The organism is Haliovirga abyssi, assembly GCF_030295325.1.
GTDB classification, from domain to species: Bacteria; Fusobacteriota; Fusobacteriia; order Fusobacteriales; family Haliovirgaceae; genus Haliovirga; species Haliovirga abyssi.
Genome location: NZ_AP027059.1, coordinates 1,207,566 through 1,224,418, shown reverse-complemented (window position 1 = coordinate 1,224,418; position 16,853 = coordinate 1,207,566). Strand labels below are relative to the sequence as shown.

Here is a 16,853-nt window from a genome sequence, read left to right as displayed (position 1 = left end):
TCATGAAAAAATATTTAACGATATTTTTATGTATTTTAAGTGTTTCAATTACTTATTCTGCAGAAAGATATGGTGGGTTTTTACAAGAAAAAACAAATACGAGAGCAACAGGAATGGGAGATGCTTTTATAGCTGTAGCAGATAAAGAAGGATTTGAATATAATCCAGCAGGTCTTGCATTTAGTGATAAAACTTTATTGCAATTTGACAAAGAGTCAGGATATAACAGTATGAGTAATGCAGAAGTTGTTTTGCCATTAACAGCAGGGAAAGGTTTGGCTATAGGATTTTCACATATAAAATTGAGCGTTGATGATATTGCAAAATGGCAAGATGAAAACACTCAATTGGGGACATTTTCAAGTGAAGAGTCAGCAAATATTTTTGGAATAGGACTTCAATATGAAAAGAACTTAGGAGTTGGAGTTTTGGTTAAATTAATGAATCAATCTTTGGATAATGCAAAAGCAGATGGATACACAGTTGATTTAGGAATGTTATATAATCATAAAGATTATATGTATTTAGCAATGGTGTTGACAAATATAAAAGGTGATGGATTAAAATGGAATACAGCAAGAGGAACTATTGATGAATTGCCATCTACTTTGAAACTAGGTGGAGCTTTAAGATTATTTAAGGATAATTTTATATCTTCAATTCAATATGAAAATGAACTTGGATTAAAAAAGAGGTCTTCATTAAAATTTGGAGAAGAGGTGTGGATTAAAGATAGATTAGCTCTTAGGATAGGAAGCAATAGTGGAAAGTTAACAGCTGGATTAGGGATAAAATTAATTAATTTAATCGGAATTGATTATAGTTATTCAAAAGAAGATTTAGGAAACGTAAATAGAGTGAGCTTAAATATTAAGTTCTAGAATGGAGGGAATAAATATGAAGAATAAAATTTTAAAAATGACTTTTATATTTTTAGTTATTAGTTTAGCTAGTTTCGCTGATAATGAAAATATAAAATTAAACATCGGTTCTTCGGGATATTATGAGCCTGCAAATAGTTTTACTGGAGAAGGTGGATTATATGGGAATCCAGCATTTTTATCTTATGAGTCTAAAAGTAATATTAGTACCAATTTATCAGTTCCTCTTTTAATAACAAATAAAATGTTAAAAGGAGATACTTTTTTAGGCGGTTTATTAAATTTAGATATTGATGTAGATAAAAAGTTGCAAGATGAAGTACAAAACCAAGAAACAGATTTAGTAACTAAAGATGATAGCACAGAAGATTTTAAAATTACAAAAGCTAATTTATTTACTCCAAAAACAACAATTTCTACAGGATTTGCACCATCAATAAATGGGTTTAATTTTATATATAAAAAAGATACCCTTACAATTGGAATGGGATTTAGTAAATCTAGCATAAGAGCAGATATAATGGGTAAAGAGATTGGAGGTAAAATCTCTGCGGAATATAACACTGAGGATATGAATTTAAATTTAGAAACAAATTTATCACTTAATACAAACAGTAAATATAGATATGAATATCAAAAAATTTCATTAGGTATTGCTAAAAAATTAAATTTTTTAAATTCAAGTATTGGAGCAGGAGTAGATTATAAAAGTATTTATTATAATTTGGACGAAAAAATGAAAGGTATTTTAAAATTAACAGTTGATGGAAAAGAAGGAAATGATATAAATATAAACTATAATAACATTAGAACTCAAGAGATATATGCTCCAACTTATAAATTAGGAGTAAATTTTGATTGGATGATTTTAAAATGGGGATATAGTTATAATATGTATAGAGGAACAATAAGAAATAGATACACTGATAAAAGTAAAATTAATGATAAAGAGGATTATGAAAAATTAATTCAAGAAAATTATCCTGAATATTGGAATAGTGAGGAAGAAAAAATAAAAGTAGCATCTGCTGCAATTGATGATATAATTTTAGAAGCAAATAATATATTAGGAACAGTAATAGAAAGTGGAATTAAAGAGAATATAAGAAATAATTATGACGATAATAGTTCTTCAAAAATATCAGGAATGGTTGATTTGAATATATTAAAATTAGGAGTAGATATGGAAAAATTTAGCAAACCTGTATTTACTTTTGAAATTACACAAGATAATTTAGATAATGATGCAGGCTATAAAGATTTAAAAGATGTAACAGAATTTGGGAATAATGTTATTGCAGACGTATATCATTTAGATACTATGTATAAAGCATATGCACATATTTTGTTTTTAGATGGTTCAGTATCTGCGATAAGGGCAGAAGGGGAAAAAGGCGGAGTTATATTTGTACCTTCTGATTTAAGTATAGAAACAGGCTATATAACAGTAAAAAATTATAATTTTAAATTTGGAGTTGACATAGGAAAAGGACTTGGTGTGAATTCTAAAATTAGATATAATTTCTAAGGAGAGGAGGGAATAAAATGAATTTAAAAAATATTTTTATATTTTTATTTATGTTTTTAATAACGAGTATTGGATTTGCAGCAACAGTAGCTATAACAGAACAACCAACATTTCCTGTAGATTCAGGAGATAATTATACTATAAAATGGAGTGTGATTCCTGAGTCGGGAGAAACTGTTGTTAGCACAAGTTTGAAATTTAAAAATTTAGATGGAAGTTATACTGAAAAAACAAAAATAACTACAGTAGCTTCTCAATATAGTTACACTTTAACAAATGATGCAGCAATTCCAACTAAACAGTTTTATAAGATAGAAGCTGTTACAAGTAGTGGGACATATTATTCGTTAGAAAGCTATATAGTATTACAAGCAAAAGTTATAATAAATCCTATATCTCCAAAAGGAGATATAACTACAACAACTCCTACCTTTGAATGGGAACCGATTGTTGGTGCAGCAGGATATAAATTAATATTATCAGGAAGTCCAATTTCTGTTGATACAGATTCTAATGGAGATACTAATATAAGTGGTGGAAATATAATTTGGCAGGTTTCTACAACTAAAACTAAATTGTCTTATGGAGAGGCTGGGGATATAGGAACTGATGTAGGAAATCCAGCACCACTTACATTTGATAATAGTGATGGAATAAAAGAATATTATTACATAATAATGCCAATGTTTGGAACTACAGAAGGAAGTACTTCTACATCTGTTCCATCTACTACCGATATGACAAAATTTAATTTGAATGGATATTCAACAATAAGTTCAACATCATTAATAAGTCCAACAAATGGAATTAAAACTCAAGAAGATTATATTAATTTTTCTTGGAACTCTGTAGAGGGAGCTAACTTATATCACGTGTATATTGAAGAATTAGTTGATATGCAGGGGATAAGTACAAGAGCTTTAGTTTATGATGAGGCAACAAAAGCCACTAATTTGAATATATATGCACCTGGAACCTTTAAAAGTGCTAAATATTATTGGTATGTTATAACAGAAGGACAAGATGGAGGTACTTCTAAAAGTGATGAGTTTTCATTTACATATGATGTTCCTTCTAAAAATATTTATGGGGCAATTTTAGATAATAATAATAAGCCATTAGAAAGAGCGGAAGTGTATTTAGTAACCACTGGAGGTAATAAAATAAATATAATTCCAGAGCTTACAGATACAGATGGGAAATATACAATAAATAATGTGCTTCCAGGAACATATTATATAGAAGCTGTACTAGAAGGATATAGTCAAACAACCAATCCTAAAATAGATGTATTAACTACATCTCCAGATACAGTTAATGTTAATAATGTACTGTTAACTGTTAAAAATTCAAATTTAGCAGGAACAATAAAAGATAAAGACAGTGGTATTCCTTTAAAAGGAGCAATTGTTACAGCATTTGACTATAATGGAAATGAATATCAAGGGATATCAGACACAAATGGATATTTCAACTTTAAAATTGATGCAGGGCAATGGAATATAAAATATGAATATTCAGGTTATACTACTAAAATAGTTAATGATATGAATGTATTGCCTGGAACTACTTTAAATTTAGGTGATACACTATTAGTTGCAAATAATGTTTCATTAAATGGTAAAGTTTATACAGAAAATGGAGAACCAATAGTTAATGCGAATGTAGTGCTATATAATAATCTTAACCGATATGAAGTTAAGACATTACAAGATGGTAGTTATAGTTTTTCATTACAACCTGGTGATTGGAATCTTTATTCATATAAGACAGGTTTTGTAACTTCTAATGAGCAGATACAAAGCTTCTTACCAGGAGCAAATAAAACTGTAAATATAACATTAGTCGGGAATGCCTCAACAATAACAGGAAAAGTTTTAGATAATTATAACAGAGGAGTTATAGGAGCTCATTTAGTCTTTGAAGGAAGTTCTATATATGAAGCTGATACAGATAATTTAGGAAATTATCAAATATCTTTAAAAAAAGGAGATTATACAGTAAAAGTAATAAAAAATGGATATACACAACAAAAAAGTATATCTCAATCAGTTGGATATGGAGAAGCTATTAATTTAAGTATTTTAATGAATGTGAATAGTAGCAGCATATTAGGTAGAATAGAAGATTCAAACGGAGAACCAATATCTGGAGCTAAAATAACAGCAGGAGACAGTGAAGTTTATTCTAATTCAAATGGAGAATATAGCTTAACATTAAGAGATGGAACTTATAATTTATCGGCATATAAAGCTGGATATGCAAGTGCAGGTAAGTCTATAACAATTGGAGCTGGAGATACTATTTCAGGAGAAAATTTCACATTAAATGCAAATGTCGTAATATTAGAGGGTAAAATTTTAGACAAGGACAGCGGAGCTCCATTAGGAGGGGTAAGTGTTGTAGCTGGAAATGTAGAAAGTTTTACAGATAATTTTGGTAAATATAGATTAGAATTACTACCAGGAAGTTATAATATTACAATTAACAAAACTTTATACAAAGCAGAGGCATTTGATATAATATTGATGGCAGGAAGCAATATATTAGGTAAAGATGTTTTGATACAAAAAAATATAGGATATATAGAAGGTAATGTGTACACTAAAAATGGAATACCTGTAAATGGTGCTAATGTTCTTGTAGGAGATATAAATATTACTACAAATGATATTGGGCATTATAAAATAGCGCTAATACCTGGTATATATAAAATTACAGTTAATAAAGCAGGTTATAATAGTAGTAGTGTTGATAATGTAACTGTAGATCTAAGTAAAACTGTAACTCAAGATTTTAATGATTTGGAATTGCAACCATTGACATTAAAAGGAATGGTTAGAGATTCTCAAGGTAATGCAATGAGTGGAATAAAGGTATATACAGATAAAACAGAAACTTACACAGATGGTAGTGGAAAATTTATTTTAGGAACATTACCTGGAAATATTACAGTTCATACAGAAAAATATGGATATAGTGATATAAATAAATTATTTAATGTAGTTGAAAATATGGATAATTTAATATTAAATGTAGAAGATGTTAGAGCAACTATATCTGGAACAGTAAATATTCCAAATGCAAAAGTAAAATTAAGCAGTAGTAATATAGATGATATTATAGCTAATACAGATGATAATGGAAATTTCTTATTGAAAGCTATAGCTGGAACATATAATTTAACAGTTAGTAAAATAGGATATAAAGATTATACAGAATCAATAACTGTATCAGAAAAAGAGATAAAGCCATTGTCTGATATATCTTTACAAGTGGAAACAGGAAATATATCTATTTCTGCTAATCAAGATTCTGTAACGGTTTATATAGCTGGTGTTGTTTCAAGAACTATAAATTTAAATACAGCAGGAACAGCAGTAGATGAAGAATTGCCATATGGAGATTATAAAGCTACATTTGTAAAAGATGGATATAGTAGTGAAACAAAATCAATTGTTATTCCAACAGATATATCAGTTTCTGGAACTTTGACTCAATTAGGAGGAAAAATAACAGGTACAATAACAAATGGAGCAAATGCAAAACTTTCATTGGAAAAAGATAGCCAAGAAGTTTGGAGTGGATTTGCAGATGATTTTGGAAAGTATGCTACTCCTAAATTAGAAGATGGTACATATACAATTAAAGTAAAAAAAGAGGGGTATAAAAGTGAAGATTTAGATATAACAATATCTGGCTCAAATAAAGAGGGAAGTTTAGTATTAAAAATATTAGATGGAAAAATTGGATTAAATTTCAGTTTACCTTTAGAAGCTAGTTACATATTGAAAACAGCAGGGAATGTAATAAGAAGAGGAGATTTTAATTCTGATAGTTTAAATATTGATAGATTAGATCTAGGTAAATATACAGTAGAGATAATTCCATCTAAATCAAATGTAAAAGTTGCAGATATAACAATACCTGAATTAACAACAGATGTGAAAATTCAAACTGTAAATGAGATAAAAGTTACAAAATATGATGCAAAAATATTAGCAAAAATAGTATCTGGAATTAATGTTATACCTAATGCTATTGTAAAATTAAAAGATGGAGATAGTGTTTTAAAAATAAAATATAGTGATATTGAAGGTAATGTTAGATTTGAAGATTTAGAAGAGAATAAAGATTATACATTAGATATATTAAAATATGGATATAACATACCTGAAGGTACAAATACAACGTTTAAAGCTTTAAATACAACATCAGTGAATACAATAAAATTAGATTCTATTGTAGCAAATATTTCATTACAAACAACTACAGGTGCAAGTATAAAATTGTATACAAATGAAAATGTAGAGAGTTTAAAAGCTGATGAAAATGGTGCTGTTACGATTGAAGCATTAAAAAATAGTCAAGGAATATTGCAAGTTAGCAAAGATGGATATATAACAAAATCTATTAATGTAACAGTAGATTCAAATGGAAAGATGTTAGATGAGAGTAATAATGAGATAAAAAATGTATTATTAGAAAAAGAAGCGTATATTTCTGGAAATATATTAAATGGTAGTTATGCAACAATTAAAACAAATACAAATATAGTTATATCAGCAGATTCTGAAGGAAAATTTGAAATTAAAGGATTAAAAGCAGCAACAAATTTAGAGATAACAGTAACAAAATTTGGATATAAAACAGTTACAATTACTAAGAGTTTAGTAGAAGGAGAGAATGTAGTGAATTCTACTTTAGAGAAATTGGAATCTACAATTACAATTATTGTGAAAGACAAATCAGATAATCCAATAACAGGTGTAGAGATAACTCTTAATAATGAAGTTAGCAAAACAGATACAAATGGAACTGTAATGTTTGATAGAATACCATATAATGAAGATGGAACTAAATATAATTTATCAATAAAAGAGGGTATTTCTAAAATAGAAGATGTTATAGTAGTTAGTTCAAACGCAATTACAAAAACATATAATATAGAAAGAAAAGAGAGCAGTATTTCTGGAAAAATAATAAATGGAGAAAATGCAAAGATAAATATATTTGATAGTAATGGTGCAAAAGTTTTGAGATTAGATGCTGATTCAACAGGTGCGTATGATACTGGAAAAGTTTTAGGAAAGGGAACATATACACTATTATTAAGTAAAATAGGATTTAAAGAAAATTCAAAGCAAGTAGAAATCAGTACAAATAGTGAAGATAAAATAGTGGAAGATTTAACATTGATTCCTATGGAAATGAGATTTGAAGGAATAATAACAGATAGTACAGGAGCTAAAATTTCAGATGCAGCAGTAAGAATTTTGGATAATAATGGTAATTTGTTAGGTGAAGGATATAGTGGTGGAGATGGATATTACAATATAATATTGGAATATAAATCTGGAAATTATAAATTAAATGTAAGAAAAAATAGTTATAGTGAAGTTACAAAAGAAAATTTAGTCGTTTCAGATACAGATTTTGTAATAAATAGTTCTGTTAAAATAGATAAATCAACAGACCAAGAAGCACCAGTTATAGAAGATAAAACAGAAATAAAAGAATATAAAAAAGATAATACAATAAAATTTGTAGCAACAATAACAGATAATGAAATAGTTAAAGATGCAAAATTATATTATACTGTTAATAATGGCAATATAAACAGTTTTGATTTAACTAAAGATGTAAATGGAGAGTATGTAAAAGAGTTTACCTTAAATGACGCAGGAACTTTAACATATTATATCGAAGCAAGTGATGGAGCAAATATAACAAAAACAGAAACAAAAACTATAGAGATAGTTGGAGATTTGTCAATAGTAAAAATAGTTCCTGAAATCCCAGTTATAGTAAAAGGAAATGCTATAGAGCTAGAAGCGAAAGGATATGATAAGTATGGACATATTGCAACTACAACTTCAAGTAGCTTTAAATGGGAAAAAATCAGTGATAATGGAGTTGCAACATTAGGAACGGTAGTTGATAAAAATATCGTTAGCGTAACAGGAAATAAAGTAGGGATAGAGACAATAGAAGTTAATGTAGATGGATTAATTACTTCCGTAGATGTAAAGGTTATAGAAGTTAATTTAGATAAAGTAAAATTGGAATTACAATTAACTTCTAGTCAAGTAAAAGCAGGAACGACAGTTGGATATTCGTTAATGTTAATTCCAGAAGGGACAAGCGGATTTGAGGTTAAACCTGACAATGTGATAATTGATTCTTCAAATGCAGTGTTAGATGAAAATACTCAGAAAATAAAAACTCAAGAAGGAATAGTTGGAAAATTTGTGATTACGGTGAGATATAAAAATAAGACTATTTCTAAAAATGTTGAAGTATATGAAACAGCAAATAGCAATGCAAAAGAAATAAGAAGAGAAAATGGAGTTAAATTAAATATAGCTGAAGATTCATTGACGAATAATGAAGTAATAAATATTATAAAAACAGCTATTCCATCTTTACCAGAAGGAAATTTGGATATTGCAGGAGATGTATATAAAATATCTCCAGAATTTAAAATTTTAGGAAATAGCAATACAGTGTTAACATTACCAATTCCGTCAAATATAGATTTAAGGGAAGTTGGAGAAGATAGTCTTGGAATATATAGATGGAATGGAATAGAATGGGAAGAGATAGACAATGGGAAAAGTGTAAATAGTGATTCTATTAGTGTAAATATTAATAGATTTGGTAAATATGCAATAATGGTATTAAGTGAGCCTTTAGGAATAACTGATTTTGAGATTTATCCAAATCCATTTACTCCAGCTAACGGTGGAACTTTAATAGGATATAAATTTACATCTGCCGAGCAAAGTATAGTTTATGCAACTATAAAAATTTATACTGAAAATGGTAAATTAGTAAAAACTTTAGTAGACAATGATATGAGAAGTAAACTTACTAAATATTATGAGAAGTGGGATGGATTAGATAATAATGGGAATGAAGTGAAAAATGGAAGATATATAGTTAGATTAACAATTGAAGATATCGCAGGAGAATTAAGTGAGAACAAAGTAGTAATATTATTAAAATAAAAATAATGCTCCTTCTATTATAAAATAGAAGGGGCAAAAAAGAGAGAGGTGAGATTTATGATGAAAAAAATATTGATATTAATGTTAGTTGTTTCAAGCTTTACGTTTGCTACAGAGAATGCTATTTTTACATCGATTCCATTAGATGGAAAATCATCTGGTATGGGAGGCTTACTAAGCTTAGATAGTCCTATAAAATATATTAGTAAAAAGAATAATAGTTGGAATGTGAAAATGAGTCAAAAAAATAATCTTGGAGTGGTAGATTATAAAGAGTTTGAATTAAGTAAGAATACAGATAAATTTGGATTGGGAATTAGATATGAAAAATCTGGTGATATATTAAAAGCTGATAAAATAGGTTTTGTTACTGCATATAAATTTAATATAATAAAAATTGGTTTTAATTTTAATTTGTATAACGTTAATGTTTCAAAAGATGTATCTGCAACAGATGTAATAATGAAAGAGGCTATAGCTCAAGGAATAAAATATGAAGCATTGTCAGAGAGCAAAGCTCAAGGTAGTGGAGTTGATATGGCTATATCTTTTGATTTAAATAAAAATATAACAATAGGATATTTTGCTAAGAATATAAAATCATCTTTGGAGTGGAAGATTAAAAATGAAGATAATTATAGTGAAACATTAGATAAAGAAGGAATTTTCTCTATTGCATATAATAAAGAAAATATAGAAGCAATAGGTGAAATAGAAAATGGTGATAGATTTAATATTGGAATTAGCAGAAATTATTATAAAAAACTTGATTTAAGAGTAGGTATGTCTAGAAATTTAAATTCTATAGATAATATAGAAGCCCAAAAAAGTTACACTGTAGGAGTTGGATTTCTTCCGTTGGATATAAATTTTAATAATAAAAAAATAGATTTAGGAGTTGATATTGGATATGAGATGAAATACTTTGGAAATGATGATATTTTCAATGGAAATTCTCAAGATGATATAACTTTTACAACATATCTAAAATATTAAAAAATATTTATAAAAAAGTAAAAAAAGTCTTGCTTTTTTGGAGTATATGTAGTATACTAAGGGTACCTTGATTCGAGATAGCATTTATACATTGAATGATGTTGTAATTGTATTTCAAAATAAAAGAGACATTATAAAGAAGTAGTTTTCATTAAAGCATCAAAGCGTCAAAGAATTAAAGGAAATAAAATTTTGGAGGTATTAGAAAATGGTAAACGGAACAGTAAAATGGTTTAATGCAGAAAAAGGGTTTGGATTCATAACAGCAGAAGATGGAACAGATGTATTTGTACATTTCTCTCAAATAAACAAAGAAGGATTCAAAACATTAGACGAAGGTGAAAAAGTTAGTTTTGAAATAGTTGAAGGACAAAAAGGACCTCAAGCTTCAAACGTAAGTTTAGCTGACTAATTAAATTATTTAAATAAAGGAAGTTCTGGATTTTATATTCAGGACTTTTTTTATTTATTTAGGGAAATATAAATTTATCCAGAAGATAAGCTACGCCATTTTTGAAATATGCGATTTTTCAAATCAAAATTTTTGAGAAGCCAAAATTTTAGAAAAATATTTATACTTTATCAGATGAAGCGTAACTTATTTTTTTTTATAAAATGATAGTTCTGGATAAAAATTACATGGAAGGAGAAATTTATGGATAATAATAGTTGCCCTAGTTGTAAAGTGGCTCATCATTCTGAAGAAGATAAAAAGAATTTATCTAATCGTTTAAACAGAATAGAAGGACAAATTAGAGGTATTAACAAAATGGTTCAAAATGATGTTTATTGTGATAATATATTAAATCAAATAACATCGGTTCAGTCGGCGTTAAATGGTGTTAGCAAAATACTTCTGGAAGCTCATATTAAAAGCTGTGTAGTAGAACAAATTCAAAATGGAGAACTAGAAGTAATAGATGAACTTATGAATACTATACGTAAAATGATGAAATAAAGAATTTTCTATAAATTTTAATGAATATTGTTTTTATAGCTATTATTATATATAAATACTATTATATTTTTTTAAACATGTTTTTAAACCGAAAATTTAGGGAAACATTTAAACTTTAGCAAATGAAGTGCAACTTATTTTTTTATTATTGTTTGCCTTTGGGTAGACACAGGGGTCTACCCCTACAAATTTTAGGTTCTTGGCCCTAAAAATAATTGAATTTGTATGGGTAGAATCTATTTCCGTCCAATGAATAATATTAATTTTAAATTAAAAAATAGAGGCGATATAGAATCTATATATGTTATATTTTTATATGTTTTACTTGTTAATGTTTTCAAATGATGTACTGAATCGGATGTTGATATTTATTACGTAGGGGCAAACCTGGACTGTTAAACCTATGGAATTACAAAGGAAAAAGCTCCTGCCATTTTTAAGCTTGACTTTATTATGAAATAATTATAAAATCATAAGAAAAGAAATGGTGGGTGAATATAAATGATAGAAAAAAGTAATTTATATAATTTATGGAAAGAAAAAGCAAAAGAAAGAAGAACGGAAAATAAAAAGTTAAAAACAAGAATAAAAGAATTAAAAGAAAGTCGTAATAAATGGAAAATAAAAGCAAAATTAAATGCAGAAAAAATATTAAAATTAGAAACAGAAAAAAAAGTATTAAAAAATAATGAAAAAAAAAGCGAAAAATAAAGAACAATCCAAGGAATTATGCATATGATATACTCATAATTCAAATGATAGTAATGATAAAGTTGAATACTTCAGCAAGTTTCAGGTCAATTTCAAAATTAATAGGAATAATAAATATAACATTAAATTTAAAAATAAAAAGTCCAAGTCATGTAAGTATTATAATTTGGGTGAAAAATAGGGTGTTATACTTTACAAAAGCCAAAAGAAAAAGCGGATGATTGGATAATAATAATAGATGAGAGTATTCAATTAGGACAAGAAAAATTATTATTAGTATTGGGAATAAGAGAAAGTAATGTAAATTTTGAAAGAGCTTTAAAATATACAGATATGGTACCATTATTAGAAAAATCAAAAAAACGTTGGACAGGAGAATTAGTAAAAGAAGAGTTAGAAAAATTAAAAAAAGATTTAGGTGGTATAAGTTATGCAATAGGAGATTATGGAAGTGTGATAAAAAAAGGTTTAAAATTATCAAACATAAAACATATTCATGATGTAACGCATAAAATAGCATTAATTGTAGAAAAACTATATAAAAAGGATGAAAGATATATAGAATTCACACAAAATATGTCAAAGATGAGATTAAAATTAAGTCAAAGTGATATAGCACATATAATACCACCAAAACAAAGGAAAAAATCAAGATTTCAGAATATAAATATAATATCTGATTATGGAATGAAGATATTAAAGATGTTAAAAAAACAAGAAAAGATAGAGAAAATAAGAGAAAAAAGTAATTGGGTAAAAGAATATAAAGAATTTATAGAAGAACTATCACTTATAAATAACTCAACATTAAAGATACAAAAGATATTAAAAAAACAAAGTTTTTCAATAAAAACAGTATCTAAATGCAAATATATTTTAGAAAAATTAAAAAGTGAAAAAGGAAAAGAATTTTCAAAACAAATGAATTCTTATTTTGAAGAAGTTTTAGAATTGATGCCAGATAAAGAAAAGCTGATATGTACTTCTGATATTATCGAATCAAATTTTGGTAAATATAAAAATTATATAAGTGATAATTCAATGGCAGGAATAACAAATTTAGTTTTATGTATACCTGCATTCACCTTAAAATTAACTAAAGAAGAAATAAAAGAGGCATTAGAGAAAACTAAAATGATTGATATAGAAAATTGGACAAAGGAAAACATCGGATCAACGTTATTAAAAAGAAGAAGAGATGCTTTGGGGACTCAAAAAGTGGCATGATGTTTTTTCCTAGGATAAATATAGGTTTAACAGCCCAGGGCAAACCCCTGTATTTGCCACCTTTGTTCTTGATAATAAATTGTAAATTATGAAAAAATCCTTTGATTTATAATGCTTTTTTTTGTATAATGTATTAATAGAATATTTTGTAGCGGAAAAGTGAGTGCTTTTTTATTTTTTACTTGTAATATTTAATTTTAAAATAGTAAAAAATAGATATCAGTTGCATTATGAAAAAGAGTTTTTAGATATAAAAATATAGTGAGAAATTGAGAGGAGAATTAATTATGATAAACGAAGAGAGAATTATAAATAAATTTATAGAGATGGTAAAAATATATTCGCCTTCACTAGAAGAGAGGGAAATGGCTAATTATTTAATAGGAGAATTAAAAAAATTAGGATTAGAAGTCTATGAAGATAATGCAGGCGAAATAAACAAAGGGAATGCAGGAAATATTATTGGAATATTAAAAGGCGATGGGCCTGAAGTGATGTTTAGCTCTCATATGGATACTGTTACACCTTGCAAAAATATAATTCCAATAATAAAAGATGGAAAAATTATGTCAAAAGGGGATACCATACTTGGTGGAGATGATAAAGCTGGAATTGCTGCTATTTTAGAGATGTTATATATAATAAAAGAAAATAATTTAAAACATCCTACATTAGTAATAGTATTTAGCATAGCAGAAGAGATTAGACTTTTAGGAGCTACTTCTTTTGATGAATCTAAATTTAATTTGAAATATGGATTTATTTTAGACTCTTCTGGGAAACCAGGTAGTGTAGTAAAACAAGCTCCATATCATGAACAAATAAAATTAAAATTCATAGGAAAAGCAGCACATGCTGGGATTGAACCAGAAAAAGGAATAAGTGCATTATATGTTGCAGCAAAAGCTATTTCAAAATTAAATATAGGAAGAATTGATGAAGAAACTACTCTTAATTTAGGGATTATCAATGGAGGACATGCAACAAATATTGTAATGGAAGAGCTGAATATAGTAGGAGAAAGCAGAAGCTTTGATGAAAAAAAATTAGGTGAAACAATAGAAACTGTTATAGAAATTTGTCAAAACACAGCAGAAGAATATGGAGCTAAACTTGATTATGAATTAACAAGAGAATATGATGGCTTTAATTTCTCAGAAGATTACGAATTGATAAAATTGGTAAAACAAGCTGCGGACAACTTAAAGTTTCCATTTAAAGCAGAAAGCTTAGGCGGCGGAAGTGATACTAATGTTTATAATAAAAAAGGTATAGATACTGTGAATTTAGGAATAGGAATGAGCAAAGTTCATTCTACTAGCGAATATATAGAAAAGGAAGATTTGATAAATAGCGCAGAACTTATATTGGAATTAGTTAAGGTGATTTCAAATGATGTTACAAAATAGAAAAGAAAAATTAAGAAATTTTCTATTAATAATAGCAATATTAATAATTCTTATATTGTTTAAAACGCGATTTGATAAAATCAGGGCATTTAGCACATATATTTTTATGCCTATAAAAAGTAGTATTTATAATTTAACAAGCTCTGTAAAAGAAAAAATAAACGATATTATATATATAAAAGAGCTTATAAAAGAGAATAATTCATTAAGAAAAAAAATTTATACTACTGAATTAAAAGAATTAGATTATAAAAAAATTTTAGAAGAGAATAGTAGATTGAGAAAAATGCTTAAATTAAAAGAAAGATATAAATATAAAAGTTTAGTAGCAGATGTCATTTATAGAGATTCTTTAAATGCGTATCAAAATTTATTTATTAATAAGGGAGAGAATGATGGAGTAAAAAAAGATATGGCGGTTATTTCAAATGGATTTCTAGTAGGAAAAATAACTAAAGTATTGAAAAAAAGCTCACAAGTAGACTTAATTAGTAAGAATAATTTTAAAGTTGGAGCGGAAATTAATAAAAATATTGGAATTGTAGTTGGTGGTAATTCTCTTAATTTAGAGTTGAAAAATATAATTATAGATAGTAAAGTTGAAATAGGAGATGTTGTAAAAACAGCAGGAATAAGTGATATTTATCCAGAAGGGATAACAATAGGAGAAGTATCAAAAATTTCAAAGTCTAAAGATAATATGTTTAGAATGTTATATGTAAAAATACCAAAAAAAATAATGAAAATTCATGAAGTAATGGTTATTGGTAAGGAGAGAAAGAAATGAAAAAATTCAAAATAATAATTTTACTTATAGTAGGGTTTACTATAACTGTTAATAGTTTTGCTAATACATTTTTTGATATAAATTCATTAAAGGCAATTGTTACAGAAAAAAGATATATGAATAAAAAAACAAAAATTAAAAAATATAAATTGAAAATTAAAATGCCAGATAAAGTATTGGAAATAATGGAATATCCTAAGATAAATATGGGAGAATTGTATTTATATAATAAAAATGAAAAAAGAGTTTATTATCCAATGTTAGAGCAAACTGTAAATGAAAAAATAAAAGATGAAGAAAATTATGTTTTAAATATATTTAAGGCATTTAATAAAATTAGTAAAGAAAAAGAATTAAAAGAAGAATTTTTTATAGGAAAAACAAAATTCATATTAAATAAATTGAAAAATAAAGTTTTAAAAATAAAATATGAAACTGGAGTTAGCATAGTTTTTTATAATTATGAAAAAGTAGGTGGAAAAACGTTTCCAAAAAATATAAAAATTTTTGATGGAAATAGCTTGATTTCAGAAATCTATTTTAAAAATACTATAATAAATAGTAAAATTTCAGATTTAGAATTTGATATGAATGAAATAATAAAAAAATGAAAATAAAAAAGATAGAAGGAATAGTAATAAATAAGGTAGATTTTGGGGAAGCAGATAAAATTGTTACTGTAATCTCAAAGCAAAATGGAAAAATAAAAATATTAGCTAAAGGAATTAGAAAAAGCAAAAAAAGAGAAATTTATGGAACTGATTTAGCGGTGTTATCAAATTTTATAATTTATAAAAAAAATGAGATATCATATTTATCTTCTGTAGAATTGACAGATGGATTTTTAGATATAAAAAAAAACTTATTTAAAATAAATATTGCAGGATATATACTAAAAATTGCAGATAAATTCTCTATGGAAAATGAAAAAAACATTAAACTTTTTAAATTGGTATACAACTCCTTGAAGTATATATCAAAAGAAAAAGAAAATGAAAAAATGTTAGTATTAGTATCTTATTTTTTAAATAGTATTATTAATCAAGAAGGAACTAGCTTTTTATTAAACGAAGGGGAGTATTTTAATTTTGAAGAAGGACAGTTTCAGATTGATAAAACGGAAAATGTTTTAAAAATTAAAAAATATCAAAAAAAATATTTAATGTTGTTAAATAATGTTGACATAATGGGTATATATAAGTTAAACTTAAATAAGTTTAACTTACTTAGTGTTATAGAAATATTAGAAGGATATTTAAATTATCATTTTGACATTAAAGAACAGCTTAAAAATTATTTAGGAATGGCTTAAAAATAACATTCCCATTAAGGCATCCTAAAAAGGT

12 protein-coding genes are annotated in these 16,853 nt (G+C 26.5%); all 12 read left to right on the top strand.

Translation table 11 applies throughout. The annotated features are described in order from the left end of the window. The first annotated feature begins 2 nt into the window (after nucleotides 1-2). Nucleotides 3-881 carry a PorV/PorQ family protein gene (locus RDY08_RS05500; RefSeq protein WP_307903374.1) on the top strand — a complete coding sequence of 293 codons (879 nt, stop codon included), beginning with the start codon at nucleotides 3-5 and terminating at the stop codon, nucleotides 879-881. Nucleotides 882-897: 16 nt separating this feature from the next. Beyond that, nucleotides 898-2,409, top strand: a complete 1,512-nt coding sequence (locus RDY08_RS05495) for a hypothetical protein (RefSeq protein WP_307903373.1) — start codon at nucleotides 898-900, stop codon at nucleotides 2,407-2,409. A gap of 17 nt (nucleotides 2,410-2,426) precedes the next feature. Further along, the gene (locus tag RDY08_RS05490; protein ID WP_307903372.1) at nucleotides 2,427-9,419 is read left to right on the top strand and encodes a carboxypeptidase regulatory-like domain-containing protein; all 6,993 of its coding nucleotides are present in this window, start codon (nucleotides 2,427-2,429) and stop codon (nucleotides 9,417-9,419) included. A 57-nt stretch (nucleotides 9,420-9,476) separates the two neighbouring features. Then, the gene (locus RDY08_RS05485; RefSeq protein WP_307903371.1) at nucleotides 9,477-10,415 is read left to right on the top strand and encodes a hypothetical protein; all 939 of its coding nucleotides are present in this window, start codon (nucleotides 9,477-9,479) and stop codon (nucleotides 10,413-10,415) included. A 208-nt stretch (nucleotides 10,416-10,623) separates the two neighbouring features. Beyond that, nucleotides 10,624-10,827, top strand: coding sequence for a cold-shock protein (locus tag RDY08_RS05480; protein ID WP_307905429.1), 204 nt, complete (start codon nucleotides 10,624-10,626; stop codon nucleotides 10,825-10,827). Nucleotides 10,828-11,070: 243 nt separating this feature from the next. Continuing rightward, on the top strand, nucleotides 11,071-11,373 hold the full coding sequence (locus RDY08_RS05475) for a metal-sensitive transcriptional regulator (RefSeq protein ID WP_307905428.1): 303 nt from the start codon (nucleotides 11,071-11,073) through the stop codon (nucleotides 11,371-11,373). 501 nt (nucleotides 11,374-11,874) lie between these two features. Next, a complete protein-coding gene (locus RDY08_RS05470; RefSeq protein ID WP_307905427.1) occupies nucleotides 11,875-12,084 on the top strand; it encodes a hypothetical protein in 210 nt (69 codons plus the stop codon). Between the two features lie 279 nt (nucleotides 12,085-12,363). Further along, nucleotides 12,364-13,311, top strand: a complete 948-nt coding sequence (locus RDY08_RS05465) for a hypothetical protein (RefSeq protein WP_307905426.1) — start codon at nucleotides 12,364-12,366, stop codon at nucleotides 13,309-13,311. Nucleotides 13,312-13,598: 287 nt separating this feature from the next. Continuing rightward, nucleotides 13,599-14,720: a M20/M25/M40 family metallo-hydrolase gene (locus RDY08_RS05460; protein WP_307905425.1), complete on the top strand. Its 1,122-nt coding sequence runs from the start codon at nucleotides 13,599-13,601 to the stop codon at nucleotides 14,718-14,720. Continuing rightward, nucleotides 14,704-15,507, top strand: coding sequence for a rod shape-determining protein MreC (gene mreC / locus RDY08_RS05455; protein ID WP_307905424.1), 804 nt, complete (start codon nucleotides 14,704-14,706; stop codon nucleotides 15,505-15,507). The genes RDY08_RS05460 and mreC overlap by 17 nt, the downstream gene beginning before the upstream one ends. Continuing rightward, nucleotides 15,504-16,118 carry a hypothetical protein gene (locus tag RDY08_RS05450; protein WP_307905423.1) on the top strand — a complete coding sequence of 205 codons (615 nt, stop codon included), beginning with the start codon at nucleotides 15,504-15,506 and terminating at the stop codon, nucleotides 16,116-16,118. Before mreC ends, RDY08_RS05450 begins: the two co-directional genes overlap by 4 nt. Then, a complete protein-coding gene (recO, locus tag RDY08_RS05445; protein ID WP_307905422.1) occupies nucleotides 16,115-16,819 on the top strand; it encodes a DNA repair protein RecO in 705 nt (234 codons plus the stop codon). The genes RDY08_RS05450 and recO overlap by 4 nt, the downstream gene beginning before the upstream one ends. The last annotated feature ends 34 nt before the right edge of the window (nucleotides 16,820-16,853 follow it).